The organism is Microbaculum mangrovi, assembly GCF_051390635.1.
In the GTDB taxonomy this organism is placed as follows: Bacteria; Pseudomonadota; Alphaproteobacteria; order Rhizobiales; family Tepidamorphaceae; genus Microbaculum.
Genome location: NZ_JBPODT010000004.1, coordinates 819,187 through 843,656, shown reverse-complemented (window position 1 = coordinate 843,656; position 24,470 = coordinate 819,187). Strand labels below are relative to the sequence as shown.

At 65.8% G+C, this 24,470-nt stretch carries 20 protein-coding genes, 1 pseudogene, 1 CRISPR repeat array and 1 riboswitch; of the genes and pseudogenes, 9 read left to right on the top strand and 12 right to left on the bottom strand.

All coding sequences use genetic code 11. From position 1 onward, the window contains the following. Positions 1 to 200: 200 nt before the first annotated feature. Positions 201 to 500: a CRISPR direct-repeat array (repeat unit 36 nt; unit sequence ATTGTAGCCGCTTAGAGATCGAGGGCCAGCCGCAAC). Positions 501 to 950: 450 nt separating this feature from the next. From ACSF9G_RS20710 to ACSF9G_RS20690, 5 genes are all read right to left on the bottom strand, one after another. Continuing rightward, a complete protein-coding gene (locus ACSF9G_RS20710; RefSeq protein WP_436644018.1) occupies positions 951 to 1,934 on the bottom strand; it encodes a DUF6925 family protein in 984 nt (327 codons plus the stop codon). Between the two features lie 17 nt (positions 1,935 to 1,951). Then, positions 1,952 to 2,767, bottom strand: coding sequence for an ABC transporter ATP-binding protein (locus ACSF9G_RS20705; RefSeq protein WP_436644017.1), 816 nt, complete (start codon positions 2,765 to 2,767; stop codon positions 1,952 to 1,954). Next, positions 2,764 to 3,795, bottom strand: coding sequence for a FecCD family ABC transporter permease (locus tag ACSF9G_RS20700; protein WP_436644016.1), 1,032 nt, complete (start codon positions 3,793 to 3,795; stop codon positions 2,764 to 2,766). Before ACSF9G_RS20700 ends, ACSF9G_RS20705 begins: the two co-directional genes overlap by 4 nt. Then, positions 3,792 to 4,574, bottom strand: a complete 783-nt coding sequence (locus ACSF9G_RS20695) for an ABC transporter substrate-binding protein (RefSeq protein WP_436644015.1) — start codon at positions 4,572 to 4,574, stop codon at positions 3,792 to 3,794. Before ACSF9G_RS20695 ends, ACSF9G_RS20700 begins: the two co-directional genes overlap by 4 nt. 123 nt (positions 4,575 to 4,697) lie before the next feature. Further along, positions 4,698 to 6,692 (bottom strand): TonB-dependent receptor plug domain-containing protein, encoded by a 1,995-nt coding sequence (locus ACSF9G_RS20690; protein ID WP_436644014.1) that lies wholly within the window; start codon positions 6,690 to 6,692, stop codon positions 4,698 to 4,700. A gap of 118 nt (positions 6,693 to 6,810) precedes the next feature. Continuing rightward, positions 6,811 to 7,009: riboswitch (cobalamin riboswitch) on the bottom strand. Positions 7,010 to 7,555: 546 nt separating this feature from the next. On the opposite strand from ACSF9G_RS20690, the gene ACSF9G_RS20685 reads away from it, so the two are divergent. Next, the gene (locus tag ACSF9G_RS20685; RefSeq protein WP_436644013.1) at positions 7,556 to 8,782 is read left to right on the top strand and encodes a M24 family metallopeptidase; all 1,227 of its coding nucleotides are present in this window, start codon (positions 7,556 to 7,558) and stop codon (positions 8,780 to 8,782) included. 120 nt (positions 8,783 to 8,902) lie between these two features. On the opposite strand, the gene ACSF9G_RS20680 is transcribed toward ACSF9G_RS20685, so the two are convergent. From ACSF9G_RS20680 to ACSF9G_RS20660, 5 genes are all read right to left on the bottom strand, one after another. Next, entirely contained in the window at positions 8,903 to 9,697 is a 795-nt protein-coding gene (locus ACSF9G_RS20680) for an ABC transporter permease (protein ID WP_436644012.1), read from the bottom strand. Positions 9,698 to 9,700: 3 nt separating this feature from the next. Beyond that, entirely contained in the window at positions 9,701 to 10,513 is an 813-nt protein-coding gene (locus tag ACSF9G_RS20675) for an ABC transporter permease (RefSeq protein ID WP_436644011.1), read from the bottom strand. Between the two features lie 95 nt (positions 10,514 to 10,608). Then, positions 10,609 to 11,697 (bottom strand): ABC transporter substrate-binding protein, encoded by a 1,089-nt coding sequence (locus ACSF9G_RS20670; RefSeq protein WP_436644010.1) that lies wholly within the window; start codon positions 11,695 to 11,697, stop codon positions 10,609 to 10,611. A gap of 85 nt (positions 11,698 to 11,782) precedes the next feature. Next, on the bottom strand, positions 11,783 to 12,853 hold the full coding sequence (locus tag ACSF9G_RS20665; protein ID WP_436644009.1) for an ABC transporter ATP-binding protein: 1,071 nt from the start codon (positions 12,851 to 12,853) through the stop codon (positions 11,783 to 11,785). 1 nt (position 12,854) lies between these two features. Continuing rightward, on the bottom strand, positions 12,855 to 14,126 hold the full coding sequence (locus tag ACSF9G_RS20660; RefSeq protein ID WP_436644008.1) for a M24 family metallopeptidase: 1,272 nt from the start codon (positions 14,124 to 14,126) through the stop codon (positions 12,855 to 12,857). 226 nt (positions 14,127 to 14,352) lie between these two features. Between ACSF9G_RS20660 and ACSF9G_RS20655 the strand changes: the two genes are divergently transcribed. From ACSF9G_RS20655 to ACSF9G_RS20645, 3 genes are all read left to right on the top strand, one after another. Then, on the top strand, positions 14,353 to 14,787 hold the full coding sequence (locus ACSF9G_RS20655) for a cupin domain-containing protein (protein ID WP_436644007.1): 435 nt from the start codon (positions 14,353 to 14,355) through the stop codon (positions 14,785 to 14,787). 29 nt (positions 14,788 to 14,816) lie between these two features. Further along, positions 14,817 to 16,127 (top strand): NAD(P)/FAD-dependent oxidoreductase, encoded by a 1,311-nt coding sequence (locus tag ACSF9G_RS20650; protein ID WP_436644006.1) that lies wholly within the window; start codon positions 14,817 to 14,819, stop codon positions 16,125 to 16,127. 101 nt (positions 16,128 to 16,228) lie between these two features. Continuing rightward, positions 16,229 to 16,852 (top strand): TetR/AcrR family transcriptional regulator, encoded by a 624-nt coding sequence (locus ACSF9G_RS20645; RefSeq protein ID WP_436644005.1) that lies wholly within the window; start codon positions 16,229 to 16,231, stop codon positions 16,850 to 16,852. Positions 16,853 to 17,051: 199 nt separating this feature from the next. Here the strand turns inward: ACSF9G_RS20645 and ACSF9G_RS20640 are convergent. Continuing rightward, positions 17,052 to 17,221, bottom strand: a pseudogene (locus ACSF9G_RS20640) (IS3 family transposase); the annotation flags it as partial. Positions 17,222 to 17,561: 340 nt separating this feature from the next. Between ACSF9G_RS20640 and ACSF9G_RS20635 the strand changes: the two are divergent. Continuing rightward, on the top strand, positions 17,562 to 17,852 hold the full coding sequence (locus tag ACSF9G_RS20635; protein WP_436644004.1) for a hypothetical protein: 291 nt from the start codon (positions 17,562 to 17,564) through the stop codon (positions 17,850 to 17,852). A gap of 319 nt (positions 17,853 to 18,171) precedes the next feature. Here the strand turns inward: ACSF9G_RS20635 and ACSF9G_RS20630 are convergent, their stop codons facing one another. Beyond that, the gene (locus ACSF9G_RS20630) at positions 18,172 to 19,422 is read right to left on the bottom strand and encodes an MFS transporter (protein ID WP_436644003.1); all 1,251 of its coding nucleotides are present in this window, start codon (positions 19,420 to 19,422) and stop codon (positions 18,172 to 18,174) included. A 290-nt stretch (positions 19,423 to 19,712) separates the two neighbouring features. Between ACSF9G_RS20630 and ACSF9G_RS20625 the strand changes: the two genes are divergently transcribed. From ACSF9G_RS20625 to arcC, 4 genes are read left to right on the top strand one after another with little or no spacing between them, the layout of a single operon-like run. Next, the gene (locus ACSF9G_RS20625) at positions 19,713 to 21,227 is read left to right on the top strand and encodes a YfcC family protein (protein WP_436644002.1); all 1,515 of its coding nucleotides are present in this window, start codon (positions 19,713 to 19,715) and stop codon (positions 21,225 to 21,227) included. A 44-nt stretch (positions 21,228 to 21,271) separates the two neighbouring features. Continuing rightward, positions 21,272 to 22,498 (top strand): arginine deiminase, encoded by a 1,227-nt coding sequence (gene arcA, locus ACSF9G_RS20620; protein WP_436644001.1) that lies wholly within the window; start codon positions 21,272 to 21,274, stop codon positions 22,496 to 22,498. 22 nt (positions 22,499 to 22,520) lie between these two features. Next, entirely contained in the window at positions 22,521 to 23,522 is a 1,002-nt protein-coding gene (locus ACSF9G_RS20615) for an ornithine carbamoyltransferase (protein ID WP_436644000.1), read from the top strand. 3 nt (positions 23,523 to 23,525) lie between these two features. Then, positions 23,526 to 24,458, top strand: a complete 933-nt coding sequence (arcC, locus tag ACSF9G_RS20610) for a carbamate kinase (protein ID WP_436643999.1) — start codon at positions 23,526 to 23,528, stop codon at positions 24,456 to 24,458. Positions 24,459 to 24,470: the final 12 nt, after the last annotated feature.

Here is a 24,470-nt window from a genome sequence, read left to right as displayed (position 1 = left end):
GTTGCCGCGGAAGGGGAAGATCCACATCGTCGCGATAACCGACAAGCAGTATGGAAACGCACGAATCTTCACGGGACGAAAACGGGAACGCAGCGCCGGAAACCCGGATCAGCTCACGCTCTTCTGATGCCGGCGCGCGGCTTCTTCCTGTTCTGCACAAGGAAAAAGCCCCTGAAAATCAGGGGCTTGTCCAAGGATCGATTGTAGCCGCTTAGAGATCGAGGGCCAGCCGCAACCGCGAAGAGCTTCGCGGCGCGCAATTGCAGATTGTAGCCGCTTAGAGATCGAGGGCCAGCCGCAACTGGCTTTGCCTTTCCCTTGGTTCGCCGTCCATTGTAGCCGCTTAGAGATCGAGGGCCAGCCGCAACGCCAGTGATATGTACGCTCGTCGGTGCATAATTGTAGCCGCTTAGAGATCGAGGGCCAGCCGCAACAACGCGATCGCGGACGCCGTCGACGCGGCGATTGTAGCCGCTTAGAGATCGAGGGCCAGCCGCAACGGGCAGGGCGAGAACTGCACCGACGGCACGATTTTAACGGCTTAGGCCCTGTTCACGAAGTGGCTTCACGACACAGGTTCAGCTCAGGGCCAATGCCATAGGCCTACCGCTAGCCGCCGATATCACTGGCGGAAAAATCCCCGACGATAGGGGCTATGCGCTCCGGCCCCGAAGGTCCTGCTGGGGGATCGCGGCTATGACGGCGATCGCATTCGAGCCGACATCGCGGCGCGCTGCGTGACGCCCGCGATAGCGGGGCGGAAAACACGAAAGGTCCCCATCCCGGTCGACGCTTTCATCTACGCCCAGAGAACCGGGCGAACGCTCGATCAACAAGCTCAAATGCTCACGCCGCCTGGCCACGAGATACGACCAAACCGCCGACAGCTCTCTCGGCTTTGTCCGCATCACCAGTGTCCGGCTCTGGATCGGACACTTTGTCAACAGGGCCTAGAACGGCAGTGCCCCTGAAGAAGCGATCGCCGCGTGTTGCCGTTCCGCCAACTTCACGCAGGCGGAAACGTGACGGCCCCTCGGCGGTTCGCCTCCAGGTTTCTCGTCCTTTTGCAGGGCCATGAGCAGCCGCGTCTTCAGGGACATCAGTTCCGGATCGCCGAACGACCTGAGCAAGGCCTGGAATTCGACAAAAGCACGCCGGTCGAACGGCTTTGCCCTGCCCATGATGTCGACGACCGGATTCGGCGGATGAATATAGGCGCACGGCACCAGATGCTCCGGGATTGGGACCGTCCTGGCGTGCGTCTGTCCGGTCCGCAGGAGCTTCGGCATGAGATGCGTATGCGGCCCCTCGGGGCTCCTGCCGTCGGCCGGCGGGATCGGTTGGAACACCTCGATCCGCCCGAACCGGCAGGTGAAGACCCGGTGCGGACTGATGTCCGGCATCGCCGGCCCCAGCGGATTGCCCGGCGCAAAGAGCGACGTTCCGCACCACTCCCGAAACCGCGTGACGACGGCCGGGTCGGATACCCGGACGCAGGCGTCGACCTGCAACGTCCCGAGCCCCAGGTCGAACAGGATGGCCTCGCGATCGCGTGGCCGTACGGCGGCGACGTCGGGGCCGAGTTCCGTCAGCACCGTCCGGCGGCTCGCCGCGCACGTCGCCCGCGGGAGACAGAGCGCGACCGCATGCGACCAGCGGTCCGGTGCGCTGTTTGGCGTTTCGTAGGCGAACGCGACCATGTCCGCGTCGAAGTCGAGCCGGATCGCGCCGCGGTCGGTCGCGGCGCACACGTGATCCGACGCGGTCCCGAGCTCGATCGGCTCGCCATCGTCGTACAGGAACTCCGCGATCGCGCCGAAGGTCCCCAGGCTCCAGGCTGTGCCGGGGTCGCGCAGCTTTTCGGCGATCACCGTCGCAAGACAGGTGGCCCTGTCCGCGTGGGGGCCCGAAGCTACGGTCGTGTCGTCGGTCATCGTCATCTTCCTTCGCATCAACGTGTCGCGTCGGGACCGGCGGAACCGATCCGGCTCCACGGCACGACGAGGGACTTGCCGGCCGCGCACACCCGATGCGCGACGACCCGATAGGCGGTTTCGAGATTTTCGTCGGTCAGCACGGCGTCCGGGGCGTCGTCCGTCAGCAAGCGCCCCTGTGCCAGAAGGATCAGCCGGTCGCAGAACCGCAGCGCCAGCGACAGGTCGTGCAGCACGACGACGACCGTGGTTCCGGCAGCGGCGAGATCGCGCAGCAGATCCATAACCTCGAGCTGGTGATACGGATCGAGTGCGGCGATCGGCTCGTCGGCGAGAAGCACGTCGGCCTCCACGGCAAGCGCGCGGGCAAGCAGCACTCTCATGCGCTCGCCGCCCGACAGGGTCGCCGCCGGCCGGTCCCGCAGCGCCGTGATATGGGTCGCCGCCATCGCGGCCTCGACCGCCGCCCGATCACGCTCGCCGCCACCGCGCCCGCCCCCGCGCCCACCCCCGCGCCCAAGATGCGGCAGCCGGCCGAGCGCGACGACGCGCTCGACCTTCAGCGGCCAATGCACGCGGCCCGATTGCGCCAGGTAGGACAGCCGGCATCCCAGGACATCGCGTCCCATCCGGTCGGCCGTGAGGCCGTCGTAGCGGACGTCTCCGGTATCCGGCGCGTCGAGCCCCGCCAGCACCCTCAGCAAGGTCGACTTGCCCGCGCCGTTCGGGCCGATCAATCCCACGACGCCGGGCCGGTCGACGGTCAGGGTCAGCGGCGCCAGGATCGTTTGTCCGCCGCGCCGAACGGAAATGTCGCGTGCCGCGATCTTCATTCGACGTCTCCACGCATGCGCCACAGGAGCGAGAACAGGAAGGGGGCGCCGATGATCGCCGTGACGACGCCGAGCTTGAGCTCGGGCTGAACCGGCAGGAGACGCACCAGAATGTCGGCGGCCAGGGTCAGGACGGCGCCACCAAGCCCGCTGGCCAGGACAAGCGGGCCCGGCCGGTGACCGACGAAGGGACGCAGGATGTGAGGGACGACGAGCCCGACGAAGCCGATCGCGCCGGCCACCGCGACCGCGCTGCCGACCGCGAAGGCCGACGCGAGGACGAGCCGGACACGCAGCCGCGCCACGTCGAAGCCCAGGCTGCGCGCCGTGTCCTCCCCCAGCGACAGCGCGTCGAGCCCCCGGCCGGCGCTCAGCAGAAGCGCCCACCCGACCGCCATGAAAGGCATGGCCAGCATCACGTGATCGAGGCTGCGGTCGGCGAGCGACCCCATCAGCCAGAAGACGACCTCCATGACGGCATAGGGACTGGGCGAGAGGTTGAGCGCCAGCGCCGTCAGCGCTCCCGACAGGCTACCGATCGCGACGCCGGCGAGGATCAAGGCGGTCGTTCCCGCCCCCTGCCGCGCGAGCAGAAGCAGAAGCGCGGTCGCGACGCCCGCGCCGGCAAGCCCGCCGAGCGCCAGTCCGATCGAGAGAAACCCGGCCAGGCCCCAGTAGAACGCGATCACGGCACCGAGCGCGGCCGCGCCCGAGACACCGATGACGCCCGGATCGGCCAGCGGATTGCGCAACAATCCCTGCAGCGCGGCGCCCGTGGCCCCGAGACTGAAGCCGACCATCAGTCCGAGCAGCGCGCGTGGCAGCCTCAGCTCCACCATGACCAGCGCACCGACCGTGTCGCGTCCGGACATGGCATCCAGGGCCGCGGCAAGCGGGTCGAACGGCACGTACCCGATGGCAAGGGAGACGACGAACAGGATCGCCGATACGATGCAAAGCGTTCCGAGCAGGACAGGGGTCACGGTCTCCGCCGCATGGCGGCGCGCGGTCGGGACATCGGAACTCATCGTGCCGCCTCCGTTTGCGGGTTCGGTCGCGACCGCGCGTTCGCGGCGGCAGACTTCAACAGTGCCATCGCCTCCGCCAGCTGCGGCCCGGCACAGGTCCACAACCGCGTCGGCACCTCGACCACCGTCGCGGTCTCCTTGAGCGAGGCCAGCGCGGGGTGATCGAGAAGCGCCTGCGCCATGGAGTCCGGCGCGTCCGCATCCGCGTTGATGATCAGGACGTCGGGCCTTGCCGCGACAATCCGCTCCAGCGGCAGTTGCCCCAATCCATCGGTCCGGAGGTCGGCGGCGAGGTTTGCCAGCCCCGCGCGCTCCAGCAGCGTGTCGACGAGCGATCCGCGTCCCACCGTGAACCCGTTGGGACGCAGGACCAGTGCCGTCGGGGCAGGACCGCCCTTCGCGGCACCGCCCTCGCTCAACGCCGTGTCGAGCGCCGCAAGCATCGCCTCGCCCGCCGCCGCGTTGCCCAGCACGGTCGCCACCATCCGGACCTGCGCGCGCACCTCGTCCAGTGTCCCGGGAACCCCGAGATCGATGACGGGAATGCCGATCCGCTTGAGAAAGCCGACCGTCGTCCGCGTCGTATGAATCCCCGCGACGACCAGGTCCGGCGATAGCGGAACGATCTCCTCGGCGAGCCCCCGGTTCACGGGCACGGTGCCGGCGGGCGCTTTCACCGCGGATCCAAGGCTGTCGCGGGCAAGCCAGGTCACCGATTTGACCTGACCGGGATCGGCCAGCCGCAGCACCAGTTCGTCGGCGCACAGGTTGATCGACACGACCGACCGGGGTTCCGCCTCCGCCCGCGCCGGGAGCTGGACCGCCAATGTGGCGGCCAATATGGCGGCGACGGTCAGGGCCGCCGCTAGGCCTGTGTGCACTGCCGCGAAACCACGCATCGCTCAGAACGTCAGTCGCAAGCCGGCATAGGCCGCGCGCCCCGGCGTGCCGTAGCCCCAGACCTCCTGGTATTGTTCGTCGAACAGGTTGTCGACGCGACCGAACAGTTCCGCGGTGTCGCTGAGCTTGTAGGAGCCGGCGACGTTGACGAGCGTATAGGCGTCCAGCGTCACGACCGACCTGTTGTAGACGGCGTCGTAGACCCAGTCCGTCTGGGCGCCGTTGTAAACGACCGAGAGATTGGCGTTCGCGCGCCCGTCGAGGAACGCGTAGTTGACGTCCAGGCTCGCCAGATGCGGCGGTCGCCGCACCAGGTCTGCACCCGTCGCGTCCTTGCCATCGGTGTAGGTGTAGGAGGCCCGAACGAAGAGGTTGTCGAGAGGCGACACCGAGACACCGAGTTCGACACCGTGGATCCTGGACTCGCCCGGCATGTTGACCGACGTCGTGCCGGCACCGGTGATCAGATCCGCTATGCGCATATCGAAGTAGGTGGCGTCGGCCACGACGCGTTCGCCCCACAGGGCCTGATCGATGCCCACGTCCCAGCCGGCCGCCTGCTCCGGCTTGAGGTTGGGATTGCCCCGGTAGGTCTGCGTGTATCCGTAGAGCTCGAACATGGTCGGGTTCTTCACGCCCGTGCCATAGGAGGCGCGCAGCTTGGTGCCGGTCGTGTCGATGGTGTAGGCGCCGGTCAGCCGATAGGTATCGGCATCCTTGAAGAGATCGTTGACGTCGTGGCGAACGGCCGCCGTCACGAACAGGCTGTCGAACAGACCGAGTTGGTACTGGCCGACAAGTCCCGTCGACTCGATCGTCCGGTCGAGATTTGACCAGAGGCCGTCCACCTTGACGCCTTGGGTTTCGTGTTCGGCCAGAAACGTGAGCGTATGGCTCGCCGGCACCGTCTCCTGTTCGAGGTAGAGATTCGACTGGTAGTCCAGCTTGTTCTTGTCCCCCTGATACGTGCTGGTGACCGCCTTGTTGGTGAGGTAGTCCGTCGTCTGGTCCGTCCGCGTCGCGCCGAAGATGTGCTCCCAGCGCCCCTCGAACATGCGGAAGGTGCCCTGGACCCGGCCGAACAGCTGCTGGCCGCGCGAATCGTTGAACGCGTCGATCGGGCCGATGCCGCCGATGTCGGCGTCGCCTTCCCGCATGAAGTTCGTGACGCGCCCGACGAATGCCAGGTCGATATCCTCGGTCGGATGGATCCCGAACTTGATGAGGCCGGTTCCGTTCCGGTAGGCGTCCTTCTCGACGTTTCCGTTCGCCTCGTCCGCGCTGGATATGCCGTCGGTGGACAGTCCCACGGCGCTGACGAGCAGATCGAACGTGTCGTCGCTGGCGCTGACCGAGGCATGGCCGCGGAAGGTGCCGAACGACCCGCCTTCCGCCGATACCGTGGCGCTCGGCGCCCCGTCGCCACGCTTCGTGACGATATTGATCACGCCGCCGATGGCATCCGAGCCGTAGAGGGCGCTCTGCGGACCGCGCAGCACCTCGATGCGGGCGACGTCCTGGACCAGCAGGTTGCCGAAGTCGAATTCGGACCCGAAGGCGGGATCGTTCATCTCGATGCCGTCGATCCGGACCATCGTCTGGTTCCCTTCGGCGCCACGGATGCGGACCTGCGTGAAGTCGCCGAGTCCGCCCGTGCGATTGACGGCAACGCCCGGCACCTGGCGCAGCACGTCGGAGACGACCCGGATTTGCTGCTCCTCGAGCTCTTCGCCGGTAATGACCGTGACCGTGCTGCCCACCGCGCGGTCCGGCGTGGCGGTCCGGTTCGGGCTGACGGTGATCTCGTCGAGCGCCACGGCGGCCGCTTCGGTGACGGGCACGAAGCGACCGTCGAAAGCGGTTTCGTCATCCGCTTCCTGGGCATCTTGGGCAGAGGCCCGCGGCGCCGGCGCCAGGGCCAGCGCGGCAATCAGGATGACAACGGAAACGGAATGGAGTCGCGGCTCGGACGAGCCGGTGAGAACGGATTTCGGCATTTCAAGACCTCGGGCGGTACGCCAGGTGGCACGTCACCGCGAACGAAGTCTCGCCGGTCATCGCCCGAAAGCGATGGCGGCTTGCCAACCATCGAAACACCCCGTCCGACGTCGTCGCGTGTGACCACGGCTGACGGCAGGTCTCCTGGCTCGCGGGTTGTCACCGATCCGTCGCCTTCCCGGTGCCCGAGGCCCAGTGGCGTATTGACGGACGACTATCCGCTTACAGTTGCGGGGGCAGCCGCAGATTCGGATCGAACGATCCTCACTGCGTTCCCTTTTGATCCCCGAGGGGAACCGTCGCGCAGGACGCTAGGCACGTTTCGATGATATGTCAATTAGGCGGCCAAGGCGGGGGATGCCAAGCCGTGCACGCGCAAACGGCACCGCCCGGTTCCGGCCGGGTGAACGCATATGTACAGGACCGCGTGCCCTGTCGCCGATGCGGACATAGCTGCCGCTACACGTTCGGCAGAGGCTGGCGATTCGGCCGGACATCACGCGTTTGCCCCCGACGGCCGGACGCTCCCACACTTCGCCAGATGCACCGCCAAGCGCCAATCCAATGGCATGAATTCACAGCTTCACGAGTAGATCGCCTGAAGACGGCTGGCGGAGAATGTCAGACGAAAGCGAACTGATCTCAGTTTGTCCGGGGAGCGCTGGATTTCAGGCTACGCAGAGTCGCCGCCAGTCTTCGAGAGCGGCGGTTCGGTAGGCCGACGCTCGAAAAGCCCGGAGATAAACGAAGGGACTTGATGGCGGCACAGGCGTGCAGAGAGGAAAAAATTATTGAGATAATATTTTTTATTGCATTATAAAAAAATGCCCGTCGCACGGGCGCGCAACAACGGGAGAACAGCATGGATAAGGGCATTCGCGAGGGCATCGACTGGGAGCAACCGTTTCCCGACGAGGAGTATGCGCAGCGCCGGGCGCGGGTACAGCGCGCGCTGGAGCGCGCCGGCTATGACGGCATGCTGGTGACGGCGCCGCGCGATTATCACTACCTAACGGGGCACGATCACATCTGGCAGTATCGCCACGCGGTGATCGGGCTTTACTTCGACACCGCCAGCGGCAGCTTCGTGTTCTTCGACAACACCAGCCACAAGGTTCTGATCTCAAACACGCCGCAGATCACCGACATTCTCTACAACTCACGCAGCATTCCGGCGGCCGAGCAGGCGGTTGAGCTGGCCGAGAAGCTTCTGGCGCGCGGCTGGGGCCGCGGCCGGGTGGCAATCCAGACCTGGGGCTATGGCTGCCATCCCGACCATGTGCGGACGGTCGGCCGGCGTTTCGCCGCCGCCGGGGCGGAGATCGTCGAGGATTCCGACCTGATCGAGGACGTGCGGCTCTACAAGAGCCCGCGCGAGGTGGCGGTGATCCGCGAGGCGGCTGCGATATCGGTGGCAGCGATGGAGGCAGCGCGCGACTTCATGCGACCGGGCGTGGCGGAGACCGAGATCGACGCCGTGGTGTGCTACGAGTTGATGAAGCGCGGCTGCGGCCACCCCGGCATCCGCAACATGTTCGGCAGCGGGCCGCGCTCTGGCTGCCACCATAGCCCGGCGACGCACCGCCGGCTGAGACAGGGCGACGTTGTGCATGTCGACTTCTCGGCCAGCCTGCACCGCTATCACGCCAACATCTCGCGCAGCTTCGCCGTCGGCGAGATCGACCAGCGCTGGCACGACCTGTTCGACCGTTCGGCCGACTGCAGCAGGGCGATCGTCGAGGGCGTCGGGCCGGGCGACCCGTTCAGCAAAGTGCAGAAGGCGGCCGACGCCTTCATCGCCGCCTCCGGCGTCGACCGGGCACGCTACGAGTGGTTCATCGGCGGCTACACGCTGGGCATCGCCTTCCCGCCGGACTGGGTGCACCGTCACCGCCCCGAGCCCTTCGAGCCGGCCGACGATCCGGCGATGGAGCCCGGCATGGTGTTCAACTTCGAGGTCCAGTACGACGTCTTCGACGGCTGGCCCGGCGGCTCCGGCGGCGGCTGGATCGATTCCTACCTGATGACCGAGGACGGTCTCGAGATCCTCACCGAGATGCCGCGCAACCTGATGGTCGTCGGCGGCTGAGCCGGCGCCACCGCTCCTCCCGAGACAAGGCGAGACGGCCGGCAGCGCAGCTACCGGCCGTTTTCTTTCGGACCCCGGCATTCGCGACGAGACTGCGCGACCAGCCGCCGGCCGGGCGCGTCAGCCGCGGCAGCGGCGGGACTGATGGAGCAGGAAGAGGGCGCGCACGATCACCACGACGACGGTCAGCGACATCAGCAGCACTGCGGTCGCGGCGATCACCGGATCGACATTGTAGCGCAGCCCGTCCCAGATCCGTTTGGGCAACGTGACGACGTTGATTCCGCTGATGAACAACGTCACTACGATCTCCTCCCACGACAGGATGAAGGCGAGGAAGGCGGCACTGACGATGCCGAGGCGGATGTTGGGGACGACGACGAACAGGACCGTCTGCCAGGTGCCGGCGCCGAGACCACGCGACGCGAGCACCATGGAGCGGTCGAGGCGCACGGTCGAGACGTAGACGGCGAGCACGCTGTAGGGCACCGCCATCACCGTGTGGGCAAGTACCATGCCGGGGAAGCTGTCGATCAGCCCGATCCGGCCTTCCAGGAAGAACAGGATCACCGAAGAGACGATCTGCGGCGCCAGCATGGGCAGCAGCACGACGGCAAACAGCAGCTTGTTCCAGCGACTATTGTCGAGCCAGCTTCCCACCACGAAGGCGGTGGCGAGCACCGTGCAGATGGCGGCTGTGGTGAGCGCGATCGTCAAGCTGGAACCGGTCGAGCCGAGCCAGGCAGGGTCGGTAAAGAAACTCTCGTAGTGGCGTAGCGACCACTCGCCCTCGGGCATCGACAGATAGCGGTTGGGCGTGAAGGAGACTGGAAAGACGAGCAGCAGCGGTGCCGTCAGGAAGCCGAGGACGGCGACCAGCAGGACACGCATATAGGGCGACGAACGCAGCACCATGATCTAGCGCTCCTGCGGCAGGGCGGTGCCGCCGAGCCGGCTGAGAAGCCATAGCAGCACCGTGACGACCGCGACGATGACGACGGCGAGAGCGGCGGCGAGCCCCCAGTCGGAGAGCTGGAAGAGCTGCTGGTAGATGTATTCAGCGATCATGACGACGCGGCCGCCGCCGAGAACCGCCGGCGTGACGAAGAAGCCGAGCGACAGAACGTACACCATCACCGTCGAGCCGATCGTGCCGGGCAGCGTCAGCGGGAACAGCACCTGCCAGAAGGTGCGCAGCCGGCCGGCGCCGAGCCCGCGCGAGGCAAGCAGAAGCCGGGTGTCGAGCTGCGAGAAGCTCGACATAATGGGAAATAGCGCATAGGGCACCATGAAGTGCACCATGCCGATGATGACGCCGAGTTCGTTGCGCACCAGCGGCAGCGGCGCCTCAATGAGGCCGGTGACCATCAGCCAGTTGTTGAGTACGCCGTCGCCGCGCAGCACCAGGATCCAGGCGAAGGCGCGGATCAGCGGCGACACCCAGAACGGGATCAGCACGAAGACTTCAATCAGGATACGGCCGGTGCGCGAGGCGAATGCCCAGCCGGTCGCGATGACATAGGCCATCACCACCGACAGTGCGGTAGTGATGGCGCAGATGCGGAAGGTTTCGAGCAGGATGCCCTGGACATGGTCGTCCTGGGCGATCCGGGCATAGTTGGCAAGACCTGGGTCGGGCCGGCTCACGCTCCAGTAGACGACGCCGAGAAAAGGCAAGGCATAGACCGCCAGGAGCAGCACCGGCAGCGACCATTTGAGCGTCGTCTTCACGATGTTTGCTGCGCCTTGCGGCGTCCCTTGATTGGCATCGTCGAGGGGGCCGGTCCGACTGCCGTGCGCCGCCGGGGCGCACGGCGGATGCGGGCCTAGCCGGAGATTAGCGCGGTGTAGCGGTCAAGCGCCGCGCCGTAGTGATCGGCGTACCAGCGGTTGTCCGTCATCACCTGGCGGTCGATGTTCTGCGGATCGGCCGGATTGAGGCGGGCCAGCTCCGGCGGCAGCGAGGCCGTCGCCTCGGGATTGACCGGGCCGTAGCGGTAGTGCTCCATCAGAAGGCGCTGCGGCTCCGGCGCGATCGAGGCGTTGATGAACTTCATCGCGTTCTGGCGCCCGGCCGGATTGCCCTTCGGCACCGCCCAGTTGGACAGGTTTAGCAGCCCCTGGTCGTAGGTGAAGCGGGCGCGACCGCCGGTGTCCTCCTCCAACAGGATGGCGCGGGTGTGCCAGATCTGCACCATGGAGACCTCGCGGTCTCGCAGAAGCTGCTGCGATTCGGCGGCACTGCCCCAGTGGGTGAGGATGTGCGGCTTCAGTTCCTCGATCTTGGCCAGCGCCCGGTCGACGTCGAGCGGATAGAGGTCCTCCGGCGCCACACCGTCGGCCAGCAGTGCGGCCTCCAGGTTGCCAGACATCCATTTGTAGAGCGAGCGCTTGCCGGGATACTTCTCTACGTTCCAGAAGTCGGCCCAGGACTTCGGCGGATCGTCGCCGAAGCGCTCGTGGTCGTAGGCGATCACGGTGCTGTAATAGGCGTAGGGTACGGCGTGCTCGAAGGTCTCGGGCTGCAGGCGCGCCTTGTCGACGATGTCGTAGTCGATCGGCTGCAGGTAGTCGCCGGCCAACCGGAAGGCGGAGTAGAGCTCGGTGTCGCAGACGTCCCAGCGCACCGCGCCGCTTTCCACCTGCGCCTTGATGGTGCCTTCGAGCGGTCCGCTGCCGTCGATCTGCAGCGGCAGGCCGGTGGCCTCGCGGCAGGCCTCGGCGAAGGCTCGATCATAGGCGTCGATTGCGTCGCCGCCCCAATTTGCGAGAACGAGACGCTCGGCGGCGCGCGCAGGCAGCCCCGGCAGGGCGGCGCCGGCGGCGAGCGAACCGGCTCCGGCAAGGAAGAGGCGACGGCTGACATGCGGAGCGGCGAGCGCGCCGGCGAGGCTGGACGGTCTGCGTATCTTCATAGTGTCATTCTCCCTCTGGGTTATCCATGTTCCTGTTTTTGAGCATCGCACTCCGGGTCGTTTGTCGTGCCATTGCACTCCTGGCTCACGCGTCGTGCAGCGGCACGCCAGCCCCAGCGGGCCAGGAGACCCAGCACGCTTCGCCGCGGCCGGTGACGACGAGCAGCGCCTCGTCGTCGGCGCGTACGCGTCCGATCAGCGCCAGGCCACCCGGTCCGGTCAACGAGAGCTGCACCTGACTGCCCTGGAACAGCCGCTCGTTGACGGTCGCGGGAACCGAGACGGCGCCCTCTCCTGCGGGCGTCGACGACACGGTAACGAACTCCGGCCGCACCGAGACCAGGTCGCCGGGGCGCAGCCCCTCGACGGCCGCGCCGTATTCGGCCAGAAGATCGGCCGGCACCAGGTTGGTCTCGCCGAGGAAGGTGGCGACGAACTGATTGGTCGGCCGGTTGTAGATCGTCTCCGGTGCGTCTACCTGTTCCAGCCGGCCATTGTTGAAGATCGCGATGCGGTCCGACAGGGCGAGTGCCTCCTCCTGATCGTGTGTGACGAAGATGAAGGTCTTGCCAACGTCGCGGTGCAGCTTCTTGAGCTCCGACTGGAGCTGCTTGCGCAGGTTCTTGTCGAGCGCGGCGAGCGGTTCGTCGAGCAGCAGCACGTCGGGGTCGAACACCAGCGCGCGGGCGAGCGCGACGCGCTGCTGCTGGCCGCCGGAAAGCTGGCTCGGCTTGCGGTCGGCGAAATCGGTCAGGCCGACCTGCGCGAGGACGCGCTCGATGGCCATCTCGCGCCTGGCCTTGGGCCAGCGGCGAATCTTCAGCGGGTAGGCGATGTTGCCGCGCACGGTCATGTGCGGGAACAGCGCGTAGCCCTGGAAGACCATGCCGAAATTGCGCTTCTCCGGCGGCAGTGCGGAGATGTCGGCGCCGTCGCGGCGGATGCGGCCGGACGACGGCTCGACGAAGCCGGCTATGGTCATCAGCGTCGTCGTCTTACCGCTGCCCGAGGGACCAAGCAGCGTGACGAACTCGCCGCGGCCGATCTCGAAGCTGACGTCGGCCAGCGCGGTGACCTGACCGTAGCGCTTGCCTATGTTCTCGAGGGCGAGGAAACGGGTGCGGTCGGCGGAGTCGGAAGCGATCGAGTCGGCCATGCTACGCGATCACGGTGAGATCGTAGGGGACGCCGGACAGGAGCCGGGCCTCCTGATCGGTGAACAGGAACGACTCGATCATGAAGTAGAGCCCCTCGTGGCGCGGCAAAAAGAACTGGTTCTCGTAGTTGACCGCGGTGCCGGGTTCGAACACACGGTCCTGGTTGATCTCCGACAGCGGATCGAAGACGAAGTTGCCGACCCAGTCGGGCGGGAAGGCGATGCCCATCTCGTAGCCGCCGATCCAGCCGCGCCGGTCCCACAGACCGGCGTCCTTGTAATAGGCGACGAGGGCCTCGTTGAGTGCGCGCACCGGCAGGCCCGGGCGCAGCATGTCGCGCACAACATCCATCGAGCCGGCGGCCTTGCGGCAGACCTCGACGGTGTCGGGCGCCGGCTCGCCGATCGCATAGGTGCGCGCCTGATTGATGTGATAGCGGTTGTAGACGCCGCACACGTCGACAGTGACGATCTCGCCCGGCGCGATCTTGCGGCGGCCGGCCAGCGCGTGCGTACAGTTCGCCTTGCCGCCGGACAGGACCGGCATAGTGATGCCAGGGTTCTCACCGCCGGCGGCGGCCATGGCGCAGACGATCTCGCCGTAGACCTCGAGCTCGCTGATACCGGGGCGCAGCACCTCGCGCGCCCGCTGCTGCCCAATGTCGGCGATGCCGGCGGCCTCAAGCAGGCAGTCGATCTCAGCCGGCGACTTCACCCAGCGCACGTCGCGCAGGATGTCGCTGCCGTCGACGACCTCGGCCCCGGCGGCGCCGAAAGCGGCTTCGAAGCGGGCGCTGACGGCGCGGTTCAGCCGGTGGCTCCAGAACTCCAGGCCAACGTTGCGGCCGAGCCAGCCTTCGCTCTTCAGCGTCTCGGCGATGAACGCGATGCCGTCGCGGTAGGAGTCACGGGGAAAGAAGCGCGTGTCGTCGGAGATCGTGTAGATGCGGGTGAGAATGGCCTCGCGCTCGCCCTCGAACAGGATGAAGCGGTCGTGGTCGACATGCACCGCGACGCCGGAGCACGGCGGCCACTGCTTCGGGCTCTCGGCCTGGTACCACTCGGCCTGATAGCCCGTCAGGTAGTACATGCTTTCCGGCGAGGTCAGGTAGAGGCAGTCGATGCCGCGCTCGGCCATCAGGGCGCGCACGCGCTCCAGGCGCCGGCGGTATTCCTCGCGGGTGAAGGCGATCTCCTGCTCCGGCCGGGCGGAGAAGTAGACCTCGTCGCGATAGGTCGCGGATGCGCCATCCGCTCGCGCTTGCCGTTGCACGCAGGTTCCCCCCCATCGTCAGGCGGCAAAGGATGCTGTCCGGTGGCTGGCACGGCCGGAGACCGGCCGCCTCCCGCGGCTCCCATTGGAAATAACTTATATTCCATCAAATACTTTATGACAATAAAAAATTGTTCCCTTGGCGGGCGCGGCGCGCTAGAAGCGGGCAGGGGCGCGGCGCCGCATAGCGGCGGCCGCGGCAAGCAACGAAGCATGAGGGACAGGCATGATCGCGTACAAGGCGGGCGGCTCGAAAGTCGCCCTGACGCCGCTTTCGGCGAAGCCGCAGATCGTCGAGGGCGACCCGATCGAGGCGAGCGCGCGCGTCGTCGACGCGGCCGGCGGCGGGCCGATCCGCAGCGGCGTCTACGAGGTGACCCGGGGACGTTTCGTTATCACCTTCGCCTTCCACGAGCTCGCCACCGTGCTCGAGGGCGAGGTCGAGCTGGTCGACGCGGCGGGCAACGCCGTCACCTACGGGCCCGGCGATTCCTGGTTCTGCGAGAAGGGGGAGACGGTCACCTGGAACGTCCGCAGCGAGCGGCTGAGGAAGTGCTTCATGGCGGTCGATCCAGACCATCTGCGGCGCGACGGCGCGACGCTCGAGGCGCTGACCTACAAGGGGCCGCCGACGGACGGCGGCGTTCCGGTCCTCGGCTGAGAAGGCCGCAAGACGCGGGGGAGCATGCGATGGCGGAGAAGACCTATCAGGACAGGCTGATCGAGGAATCCCTGTGGCTGCGCACGGCCGGCCCGGCGCCGCAGTTCGCCGCGCTCGACGGCGATGCGCGCTGCGACGTGGCGGTGATCGGCGGCGGCCTGCTCGGCCTGTCAACGGCGCTTCACCTGGCCGAGGGCGGCGCCTCGGTCGTTGTTCTGGAGGCGGCGGAGCCGGGCTGGGGCAGCGGCGGGCGCAATGGCGGCCAGGTCAATCCCGGCCTCAAGATCGATCCCGGCGAGGCGGTCCGCCGCTTCGGCGAGGACCGCGGCGAAGCGCTGGTCGCCTTCGCCGGCGCGGTCGCCGACGAGACCTTCGCCACGGTCCGCCGCTGCGGCATCGACTGCGACGCCAGCCAGCACGGGTGGCTGCAGCTCGCCCACACCGACCGCGCGCTGCCGGCACTCGAGCGCCGGGCCGAGGAATGGCGTGCGCGCGGCGTCGCCGTGGAGACGCTTGCGGCCGGACGCGTGGCCGAGTTCGCCGGCAGCGAGGCCTATGCCGGCGGTATCCTGAACCCGCATGGCGGCACCGTGCAGCCGCTCAAGCTGGTGCACGGGCTGGCGCAGGCCGCGGCGGCGCGCGGCGCGGCGATCCACGCCCGTTCGCCCGTCGAGCGGCTCGCGCGCGAGAGCGGCCGCACCGTGCTGGTGACGCCGCACGGCCGCGTGACGGCCGAACGCGTGCTGGTGGCGACCAACGCCTATACCGGCCCGCTGGTGCCCGGCCTGCGGCGCGACCTCTTGCCGGTCAGCACCTTCCAGGTGGCGAGCGAACCGCTGCCGCCGCATCTTGCCGAAACCATTCTGCCCGGCGGCCATCACGTTTCCGATACGCACCGCTCGCTCTACTACTTCCGCAAGGACGCCGAAGGCCGTTTCGTCATCGGCGGGCGCGGTGCCTACGCGGCACGCGGCATGGACGGTGCCTATGCGGAGTTGCGGCAAGTCGCCGCGCGCATCTTTCCCGCGATCGCCGACGTGCGCTGGGAACACCGCTGGGGCGGCCTGGTCGGCGTCACCGAGGATCATCTGCCGCATATCGCGGAGCCGGCGCCAGGCGTGCTTGCGGCGGTCGGCTTCAACGGACGCGGCGTGGCGCTTGGCGTGGCGCTGGGGCCGCATCTGGCACGGCGGCTGAGCGGCGGGCCGGAACAGGCCATGCCACTGCCCGTCGGGCGGCTGGCGCCGATCCGGCTGCATGGCATCAAGGTGGCGGCGCTGCCCTGGGCGGCCGGTTTCTACGGCCTGCTCGACCGGCTGGACGGCGGCCGGGTCGTCTGAGGCGGTGGGCAGCAGGCCGACTTCCCGGCCTGCCCTGGCCCATGAGGCTTTTCATCGGTTATAAGTTTTAATCAACGATTCCTTTCGGTTTGGGGTGGCGAGTGGCCGGGCTGCGCGCAAGACAAAAGACGAAGCGGCGCCAGAAGATCCGGGACTCCGCCTTCGCGCTGTTCGTCGAGAAGGGCTACGCAGAAAGCAGCCTGCAGGAGATCGCCGAGCGCGCCGAGGTGACGATCCCGACGATCTACAACTATTTCGGCTCCAAAAGCAGCCTGCTGCTCGAGATCGCTGTCGAGAAGCAGGAGGGCATGGAGGAGAAGCTCGACCGCTTCATCGCGACCAAGATCCGCGATGATCCGGTGCGCGCCACCAGCGGCTGGATCAAGCTGGTCACCGAGGGCGCGCTGGAGGCGCTCGACCGCGAGGTCTGGCGCTCAATCTATCAGACGGGGCTCGGCGACGACAATCTCGGCCCGTTCCTCGACCGGCTGCAGGTCTTCTACCTTCGCAAAGCGGTCGAGTTCCTGCAGGCGCTCAAGGCGCGCGCGCTGATCGACCCCGAGGTCAACGTCAAGGCGCAGGCCAAGATCCTCGACTCCATCTGCGAGCATTATTTCCGCCGGCTGATCTTCGGCGACGGTCGCGTGCGGGAGCGTTACATCGCCGAGGTGCCGCTGCTGGCGACGGAGCTGTTCCGCGGCATGGTGCGCAAGGACGCCGGGTAGCGCCCGTCGCGACGATCGCGCTACCGCGAACTGCTCTCAGTATGCTCAGGAATGTCAGAATTCAGGCAGCGCAGAGTTGCCGCCAGTCTTCGAGAGCGGCAGCGCGGTTCTTCTTAAAGTTAGCCTGGGAGTAGAGACTGCGCTCCAGGTTGGAATGATTGGAGACAGTGGAGTTGGAGTTCCCCGGTTTCGTTGACAGTTAAAGGCTTGCGGACTCCAGTCTGGTTTGGGCGCTCCTTTCGTAGGTGATGGGTGACTGGTAGCCGAGGGCGGCATAGCGCCTGGCGGGATTATACCACCCTCGATGAACTGGAAGACGGCTAGGCGAGTCTCGGCCTTGGTCTGGAACTTGCGCCGGTCGAGCAACTCGCGCGGCAGATCCTCCACGCTGTGCCCGGCACGCGCCAGGCCAACGATCTGCTCTCTGAACTCAGGAGGGCAAGGGCTTCTCGTTCCTGGCACGATGAAACTCTCCTGTCACAACTCGGATTGTGTCCATCAAAACGGGGGAACTCCACATCGGCCCGAATCCGCCGACTTCGCTGAAGTCTGGGAGTATGGGAAATTCGGATTATGAGTATCAGCCATCTCAATGCCTCCTTTAAGCGTTGTGAGATGGCTGGCGCGAAATATCACGTCTTTAACACTTGTGACCTGAGCCCGGACATCCGGCTGTCTCCCTGCAATTCGGGCTTGCCGATGTGAATCTGTGAACTCTGATGAAGCTACGAAGGATTCACGGTTCTATGACGAACGCGATCCCCCCTCCACGAAACCGGCATTTTGCCCTTGGTTCCGCGATCTTCCTGTGGGCCAACACAAGATGTCCGATGGCAAGTCCCGGAGACTCGGTATCCGTCTAGCTCCCGCTGACGCCGGCGCAAACTTCCTTTCTGCGGAGATTGCAAAGGTCGCGTGGAATGCGTGCGCTTACCGGGAGCCGGGTGCCTCATTGAAGAGGGCCGGCTCTGGGGAAACCACCTTTGCAGCCAGGCGCTGACATTTACCAGCAATCGCGAGTAGGGCACAAAGTGCCCCCCAATAAACTCAATATAATTCAATAAGATAACAAGACAACTGGCGGAGCAGTGGGAACCGGGTTCCAACGTTCTCTGGGCGTTGGCGGTTCATTGCGAGCCATTAAATGAACGACACTCAGCCGCAGCTTGACCAATGCTGCTGAGTTTCGCGCGGAGCCGATTTCGCGCCATTGCTCGAGAGAAGGGGCCCGGTTGAACTTGACGACGTTCCAGATCAGAAGGCTGCAAGATCACTTAGGTTGACTGCAGGTGCTGAGGATCTGCGTCTGGTCGACACGTTCACGGCATTGCCGCAGGTCGGCGGAGCATCAAACCGAGCAACCCAAGCACCAGCAACGCCAGCGACGTCGGGATTAGGGCGGTCAGGAAGACATCACGGGCCGGCCAGCTAAGCGATACGAGCAGCCCGCCCACAGCCGGCCCGAGGATCGAGCCGACGCGACCCATCGCGGTCGCGCAACCAACGCCGGTTTCGCGGAGATGGGGCGGATAGAAGGAAACCGCGAGCACGGCCTCGCCGAGACAGCCGGTTATCGTCCCAGCGCCCAGTCCCGCAATCAGCAGCAGCAGGACCGTTGTCGACATGTCGAACTGGCTGATCGCGACAATACATCCCATGGTGAAGACGAGGAAAAGGGCGAGCAGCCGCTTTGTGCCGACCGCCGCTACAATGGTCGCCATGAACAGGTTGCCGACCAGGCCGCCTGTTCCGAACGCCGCTGTGCCGAGCGGAGCCTGATCGCGCTCGAAACCGAACTCGAGCAATAACGATGGCGTCCAGAAGATCAGGGCGTGGGTCACGACGAAGATCAGGAACGAGAATGTCCACAGCAAAGCCGTCAGCCCGGCCAAGTTGCCTGCAAAGAGCTGCGCGAACAGGCTCGAACCCGTTCGTTGCCGTGACGGTCCGTCCACCTGCGGCTCGGAGGCGCGCAGAACGCGCACGAAAAACGGCAGGGCGAGCAGCGGCAGAAGGCCGCCTGTCATGAACACCGCTTCCCATCCGTAGGCGCGCAGCAGGGGTCCGCCCAGAAGGCCGCCTGCGACCGCGCCAGCGGACAGCCCGCTAGCGACCAGCATGGTCGCTGTCTCTTTGCGGCGGTCGGCGACTAGGTGAGTGGCTGCCACGATCGCGATTGGCACGGCGCCGCCGAGCCCGATTGCGGAGAAAAAGCGCAGGGCACTGAGCGACGTAACGTCCCAGGCCACAGCAAGAGACAGGGTGCCGAAGCCGAACAACGCCACGCACCCGGCCCCGACCGCGGGGGTCCCAAGGCGTTGCGCCAGGGGACCGCAGGCCACATAGCCGATGACAGCGCCGACGCTGGTGGCGACAAAAGCGGGCGTGAACGCCGAGACCGGAACATTCCATTCACCGGCCAGCACGGGCGCGACAAAGGCGATCGACGTCGTATCGAACCCGTCGAGAAGCAGGACAAAGAAGCAGATCGCAAGCCCGAAGCCACGCCGGATGTCCGGGACGGATTTGCTGCCGCCGGAGGCGGTTGCCGTCGCGTCCTTCGCACTCATGCGTCTGCTTTACTTGAGTTTCGGCGAAACGCGATCCGGTCCGCTACGACGCAGTGGCAGTGCTGCATGCTGGGCCTCATCCGACCATCGCCAAATCGCTTTATTCCGCCCCTCGCGCAGGGCCTTTCCGCTCCAATAGGCAGCCGCCCGCCGCACGGACGGACAGAGCCAATCGAATCCGCAAAGCCTGTCGCAACTGATCAAGCGACCACCAACTTAAGCGACAAAATAGACCTTAGGGAAGGGCCGATTTTCGCGGGGAACGAGTGGCGGAAGGGGCGGAGGCGACTATGGGCAAGTTCAAGTTTCCGACTGCGTTCACGATACTTTTCGTCCTGATCGCGATCGTCGCACTGCTGACGTGGATCGTTCCTGCCGGCCAGTATGACCGCCAGCTCAATGAGGCACTCGGATCGGAAGCGCCGGTCCCGGGCACCTACCACGAGGTCGATCCGAACCCGCAGGGTCCGCTCGATATCCTGCTCGCACCGATCGCGGGAATGTACGACCCCGAGATCCTGGGATCGTCGTCATCCGCGGCGATCGACGTCGCGTTCTTCGTCCTCGTCATCGGCGGATTCCTGATGGTCGTCACCCGGACCGGTGCGATCGATTCCGGGATCGGCTGGCTACTCAACTCGCTTAAGGGCCGGGAGATCATCCTGATCCCGATCCTGATGATCGCCTTCGCGTTCGGCGGGACGAGCTACGGGATGGCGGAGGAGACGCTCGCCTTCTATGCCCTGATCATTCCCGTCTTCATCCGCGCCGGCTACGACGCCGTCACCGGGGTGGCCGTCATCATGCTCGGTGCGGGGATCGGCACGCTCGGTTCCACCTTCAACGCGTTTGCCACCGTCGTTGCTTCGGAGGGCGCGGGCATCCCGTTCACCAATGGCATCGTGCTGCGCTTCATCATCCTCGGTCTGTGCCTTGCGGCGGGTATCTCGTTCGTGATGCGTTACGCGCGGCGGGTGAAGACCGACCCGTCGAACTCGTTCGTGTTCGACATGCACGAAGACAACCGCGCGCACTTCCTCAAGGGGTCGGAGTCAGGCGACAGCGCGTTCCCGGAAATGACGCGTATCCGCTCGATCATCCTGATGTTGTTCGGGCTGACCTTCGCAGTGATGATCTACGGCGTGGTCGGCCGCGGCTGGTGGATGGCGGAGATGTCGGCGTTGTTCCTGCTGATGTCGATCGTGATCTGGCTCGTCGGCCGTCTCGACGATGCTTCGCGAATGGACGAGCATCAGTTCGTCGACACCTTCGTCGATGGCGCCCGCGACCTCCTGGGCGTCGCGCTGATCATCGGCGTCGCGCGCGGCGTCGTCGTCATCATGGACGCGGGCCGGATCACCGACACGATCCTGAACGGCGCGGCCAAGCTCGTCGGCGGACTGAGCGAAGTCGTCTTCATAAACGTGATGCTGTTCCTGCAGATGGCGCTGTCGTTCGCGGTGCCGTCTTCGTCGGGACTGGCGACGCTGACAATGCCGATCATGGCGCCGCTGGCAGACTTCGCCCAGGTCCCGCGCGACCTCGTCGTCACGGCGTACCAGTCGGCGAACGGATGGGTGAACCTGTTCAATCCGACATTCGCCGTCGTCATGGGCGGGCTCGCGATCGGGCGCGTGTCCTACGACCGTTGGGTGCGGTTCGTCGCCCCGCTCCTGTTGATCCTGCTGGTGATCATCATGGTCGCGCTGAGTATCGGCGCGATCACTGCGGATGTCCCGGCTGCGCCGGCGGCAGAGCAGCCCGCAACAGAACAGCCCGCGACGGGGGCCGCCCCGGCGCAGTGAAACGATGACGACCGGATCAGGTTGCTAGCAAGGGAGAAAGGTCGATGCAGTTAGGTGTACATTCGGAGATCGGCAAGCTCCGGAAAGTAATGGTGTCCCGGCCTTCGCTGGCGCATGAGCGCCTGACCCCGGCGAACTGCGACGACCTGCTCTTCGATGACGTCATCTGGGTTCAGAAGGCCCGGACCGACCACGCCGACTTCGTCCTGAAGATGAAGAGCCACGATATCGAGGTCTTCGACATACAGGACCTGCTGACGGAAGTCTTCGATACAGTTCCCGCCGGCCGCGCCTTCGTGCTCGACCGGCGCATCACCGACAACTTCGTCGGGCCGGCGCTGGCGAAAATCCTGCGGCCCTGGCTCGACGAGCTCGACGGGCACGCGCTGGCGCGGCATCTGCTCGGCGGCATCGTGCGCGACGACCTGCCCGCCGACCTGGTGTCACCGGTGATGCGGGAGGCGCTTTCGGCGACGGAGTTCATCCTCAAGCCGGTACCCAACGCCCTGTTCCAGCGGGACCCGTCTTGCTGGATCTACGGCGGCGTGACCTGCAATCCGATGTTCTGGCCCGCGCGCAAGCCCGAGACCCTCTACCAGCGCGCCGTCTACAAGTTTCACCCGGAGTTTACCGGAAACGAGTTCGAGATCTGGTGGGGCGACAGCGATGAGGATTGGGGAAATACCAGCATGGAGGGCGGCGACGTCATGCCCATCGGCAAGGGCGTCGTGCTGATCGGCATGGGCGAGCGGACCACCCGGCAGGCCGTTAACCAGGTCGCCAATCGCCTGTTTGACAAGGGTGCGGCGGAGCGCGTCATCGCCTGCGCGATGCCGAAGTCCCGCGCGGCGATGCACCTCGACACGGTTTTCACCTGCCTCGACCACGACAAGGTGACCGCGTTCCGCGAGGTTGTCGACGAGATCGTCTGCTTCTCGCTGCGCCCCGACGGCAATGGCAGCGTCGAGATCACGAAGGAGAAGGGGCACCTCTTCGACGTCTACAAAGAGGCGCTCGGTCTCGACGACCTGCACGTCATCGGCACCGGCGGTAACGAGTTCGAGATGGAGCGCGAACAATGGGACGACGGCAACAACGTCGTCGCGCTCGAGCCCGGTGTTGTCGTCGGCTACGACCGCAACACCCACACCAACACGCTGCTCAGGAAGTCCGGCGTCGAGGTCATCACGATCCCGAGCCAGGAACTCGGGCGGGGCCGCGGCGGCGGGCACTGCATGACCTGCCCGATCCTTCGCGACGCCGCATACTGACGATCCATCGGAGAGAAGCACCATGTCGTTCAATCTCAAAGGCCGCAGCTACCTCAAACTCGCGGACTTCTCGCAGCGAGAGATGCTTTACCTGCTGGATCTCGCGCGCGATCTGAAACGGGCCAAATATGGCCATTCCGAGCAACCCGCGCTCGTCGGCAAGGAAATCTGCCTAATATTCGAAAAGACATCGACCCGGACCCGGTGCGCTTTCGAGGTCGCCGCGCACGACCAGGGCGCACACATCACCTATCTGGACCCATCGGGCAGCCAGATCGGCCACAAGGAATCGATGAAGGATACCGCCCGCGTTCTGGGCCGCATGTTCGACGCGATCGAGTTCCGCGGGTCGGGCCAGGAAATGGTCGAGGAACTCGCCCGGTACGCCGGCGTGCCGGTCTACAACGGATTGACCGACGACTGGCACCCAACCCAGATGCTCGCCGACATGCTCACCATGGTCGAGCACTCCGACAAGCCGCGCACCCAGATCTCGTACGCATTCGTCGGCGACGCCCGCAACAACATGGGCAACTCGTTGCTGATGCTCGGCGCCATCATGGGCTGCGACGTGCGGATGGTCGCACCGAAGAAAAACCAGAACCACAAGGACGTGGTGGAACTGGCCAAGGCCCGCGCGGCCGAAACCGGCGCCCGCATTACCATCACCGACGACATCGCCAAGGGCGTCAAGGGCGTGGACTTCGTCCACACCGATGTCTGGGTCTCGATGGGCGAGCCCGCCAGCGTCTGGGAAAGCCGCATCAAGCTGCTCAAGCCTTATCAGGTCAACAAGGCGCTGCTGAAGAAGACCGGCAACCCGAACGTCAAGTTCATGCATTGCCTTCCCGCCTTCCACAACACCGATACCAAGGTCGGCAAGGACATCTTCGAGAAGTTCGGCATTTCCGAGATGGAGGTGACCGAGGAGGTTTTCGAAAGTCCCGCCAACATCGCGTTCGAGCAGGCCGAGAACCGCATGCACACGATCAAGGCGATTCTGGTCGCAACACTGGCGGGGTAAGGCATGAGGCTTGTTGTCGCATTGGGTGGCAACGCGCTCCTGAAGCGCGGCGAGCCCCTTACTGCCGAGTACCAGCGCAGGAACGCCAGGATCGCCGCCGAGGCTCTGGCACCGCTCTGCGCTGATAACGAACTGGTGATCACGCACGGAAACGGGCCACAGGTCGGGTTGCTTGCGCTGCAGGAGATCGCCTTCGAGGGCGAAGACTATCCTCTGGACGTTCTCGGTGCCGAGACCGAGGGCATGATCGGCTACATGATCGAGCAGGAACTCGGCAATGTGATCCCTTTCGAGAAACCGATCGCGACCATACTCAGCATGGTCGAAGTCGACGCCGACGACCCTGCCTTCGACAACCCGACCAAGTTCATCGGCCCCGTCTACGACGAGGAAACCGCCAGGAAAGAAGCCGCCGAGAAGGGGTGGACGGTGAAGCCGGACGGCGACAGCTGGCGTCGGGTCGTGCCCTCGCCTGCCCCGAAGCGGATCTTCCAGGTACGGCCGATACGCTGGCTGCTCGAGAAGGGTACGGTGGTAATCGCCGCCGGCGGCGGCGGCATTCCGACGATGTACGAGCCGGGAAAGGAGCGGCGCCTGATCGGCGTCGAGTGCGTCGTCGACAAGGACAGCGCGTCGTGCGTGCTCGCCAAGGAACTGAAAGCGGACGTCCTTGTCATCGCGACGGACACCGACGCCGTATATCTCGACTGGGGCGGCCCGGACCAGAAGGCCATCCGCTCGGCATCGCCCGACGCGCTCGACGCCTTCGAGTTTCCGGCCGGATCGATGGGTCCGAAGGTCGAGGCCGCGCAGGACTTCGCCCGCTCCACCGGCGGCCGGGCGATCATCTGCGCGCTATCCGATGTTCCGGCTGCCCTGCGCGGCGAGAAGGGCACCACCGTCACCGAGGAGGCGGGGGATGTCCGGTTTCATTGAAGGACACGGCGG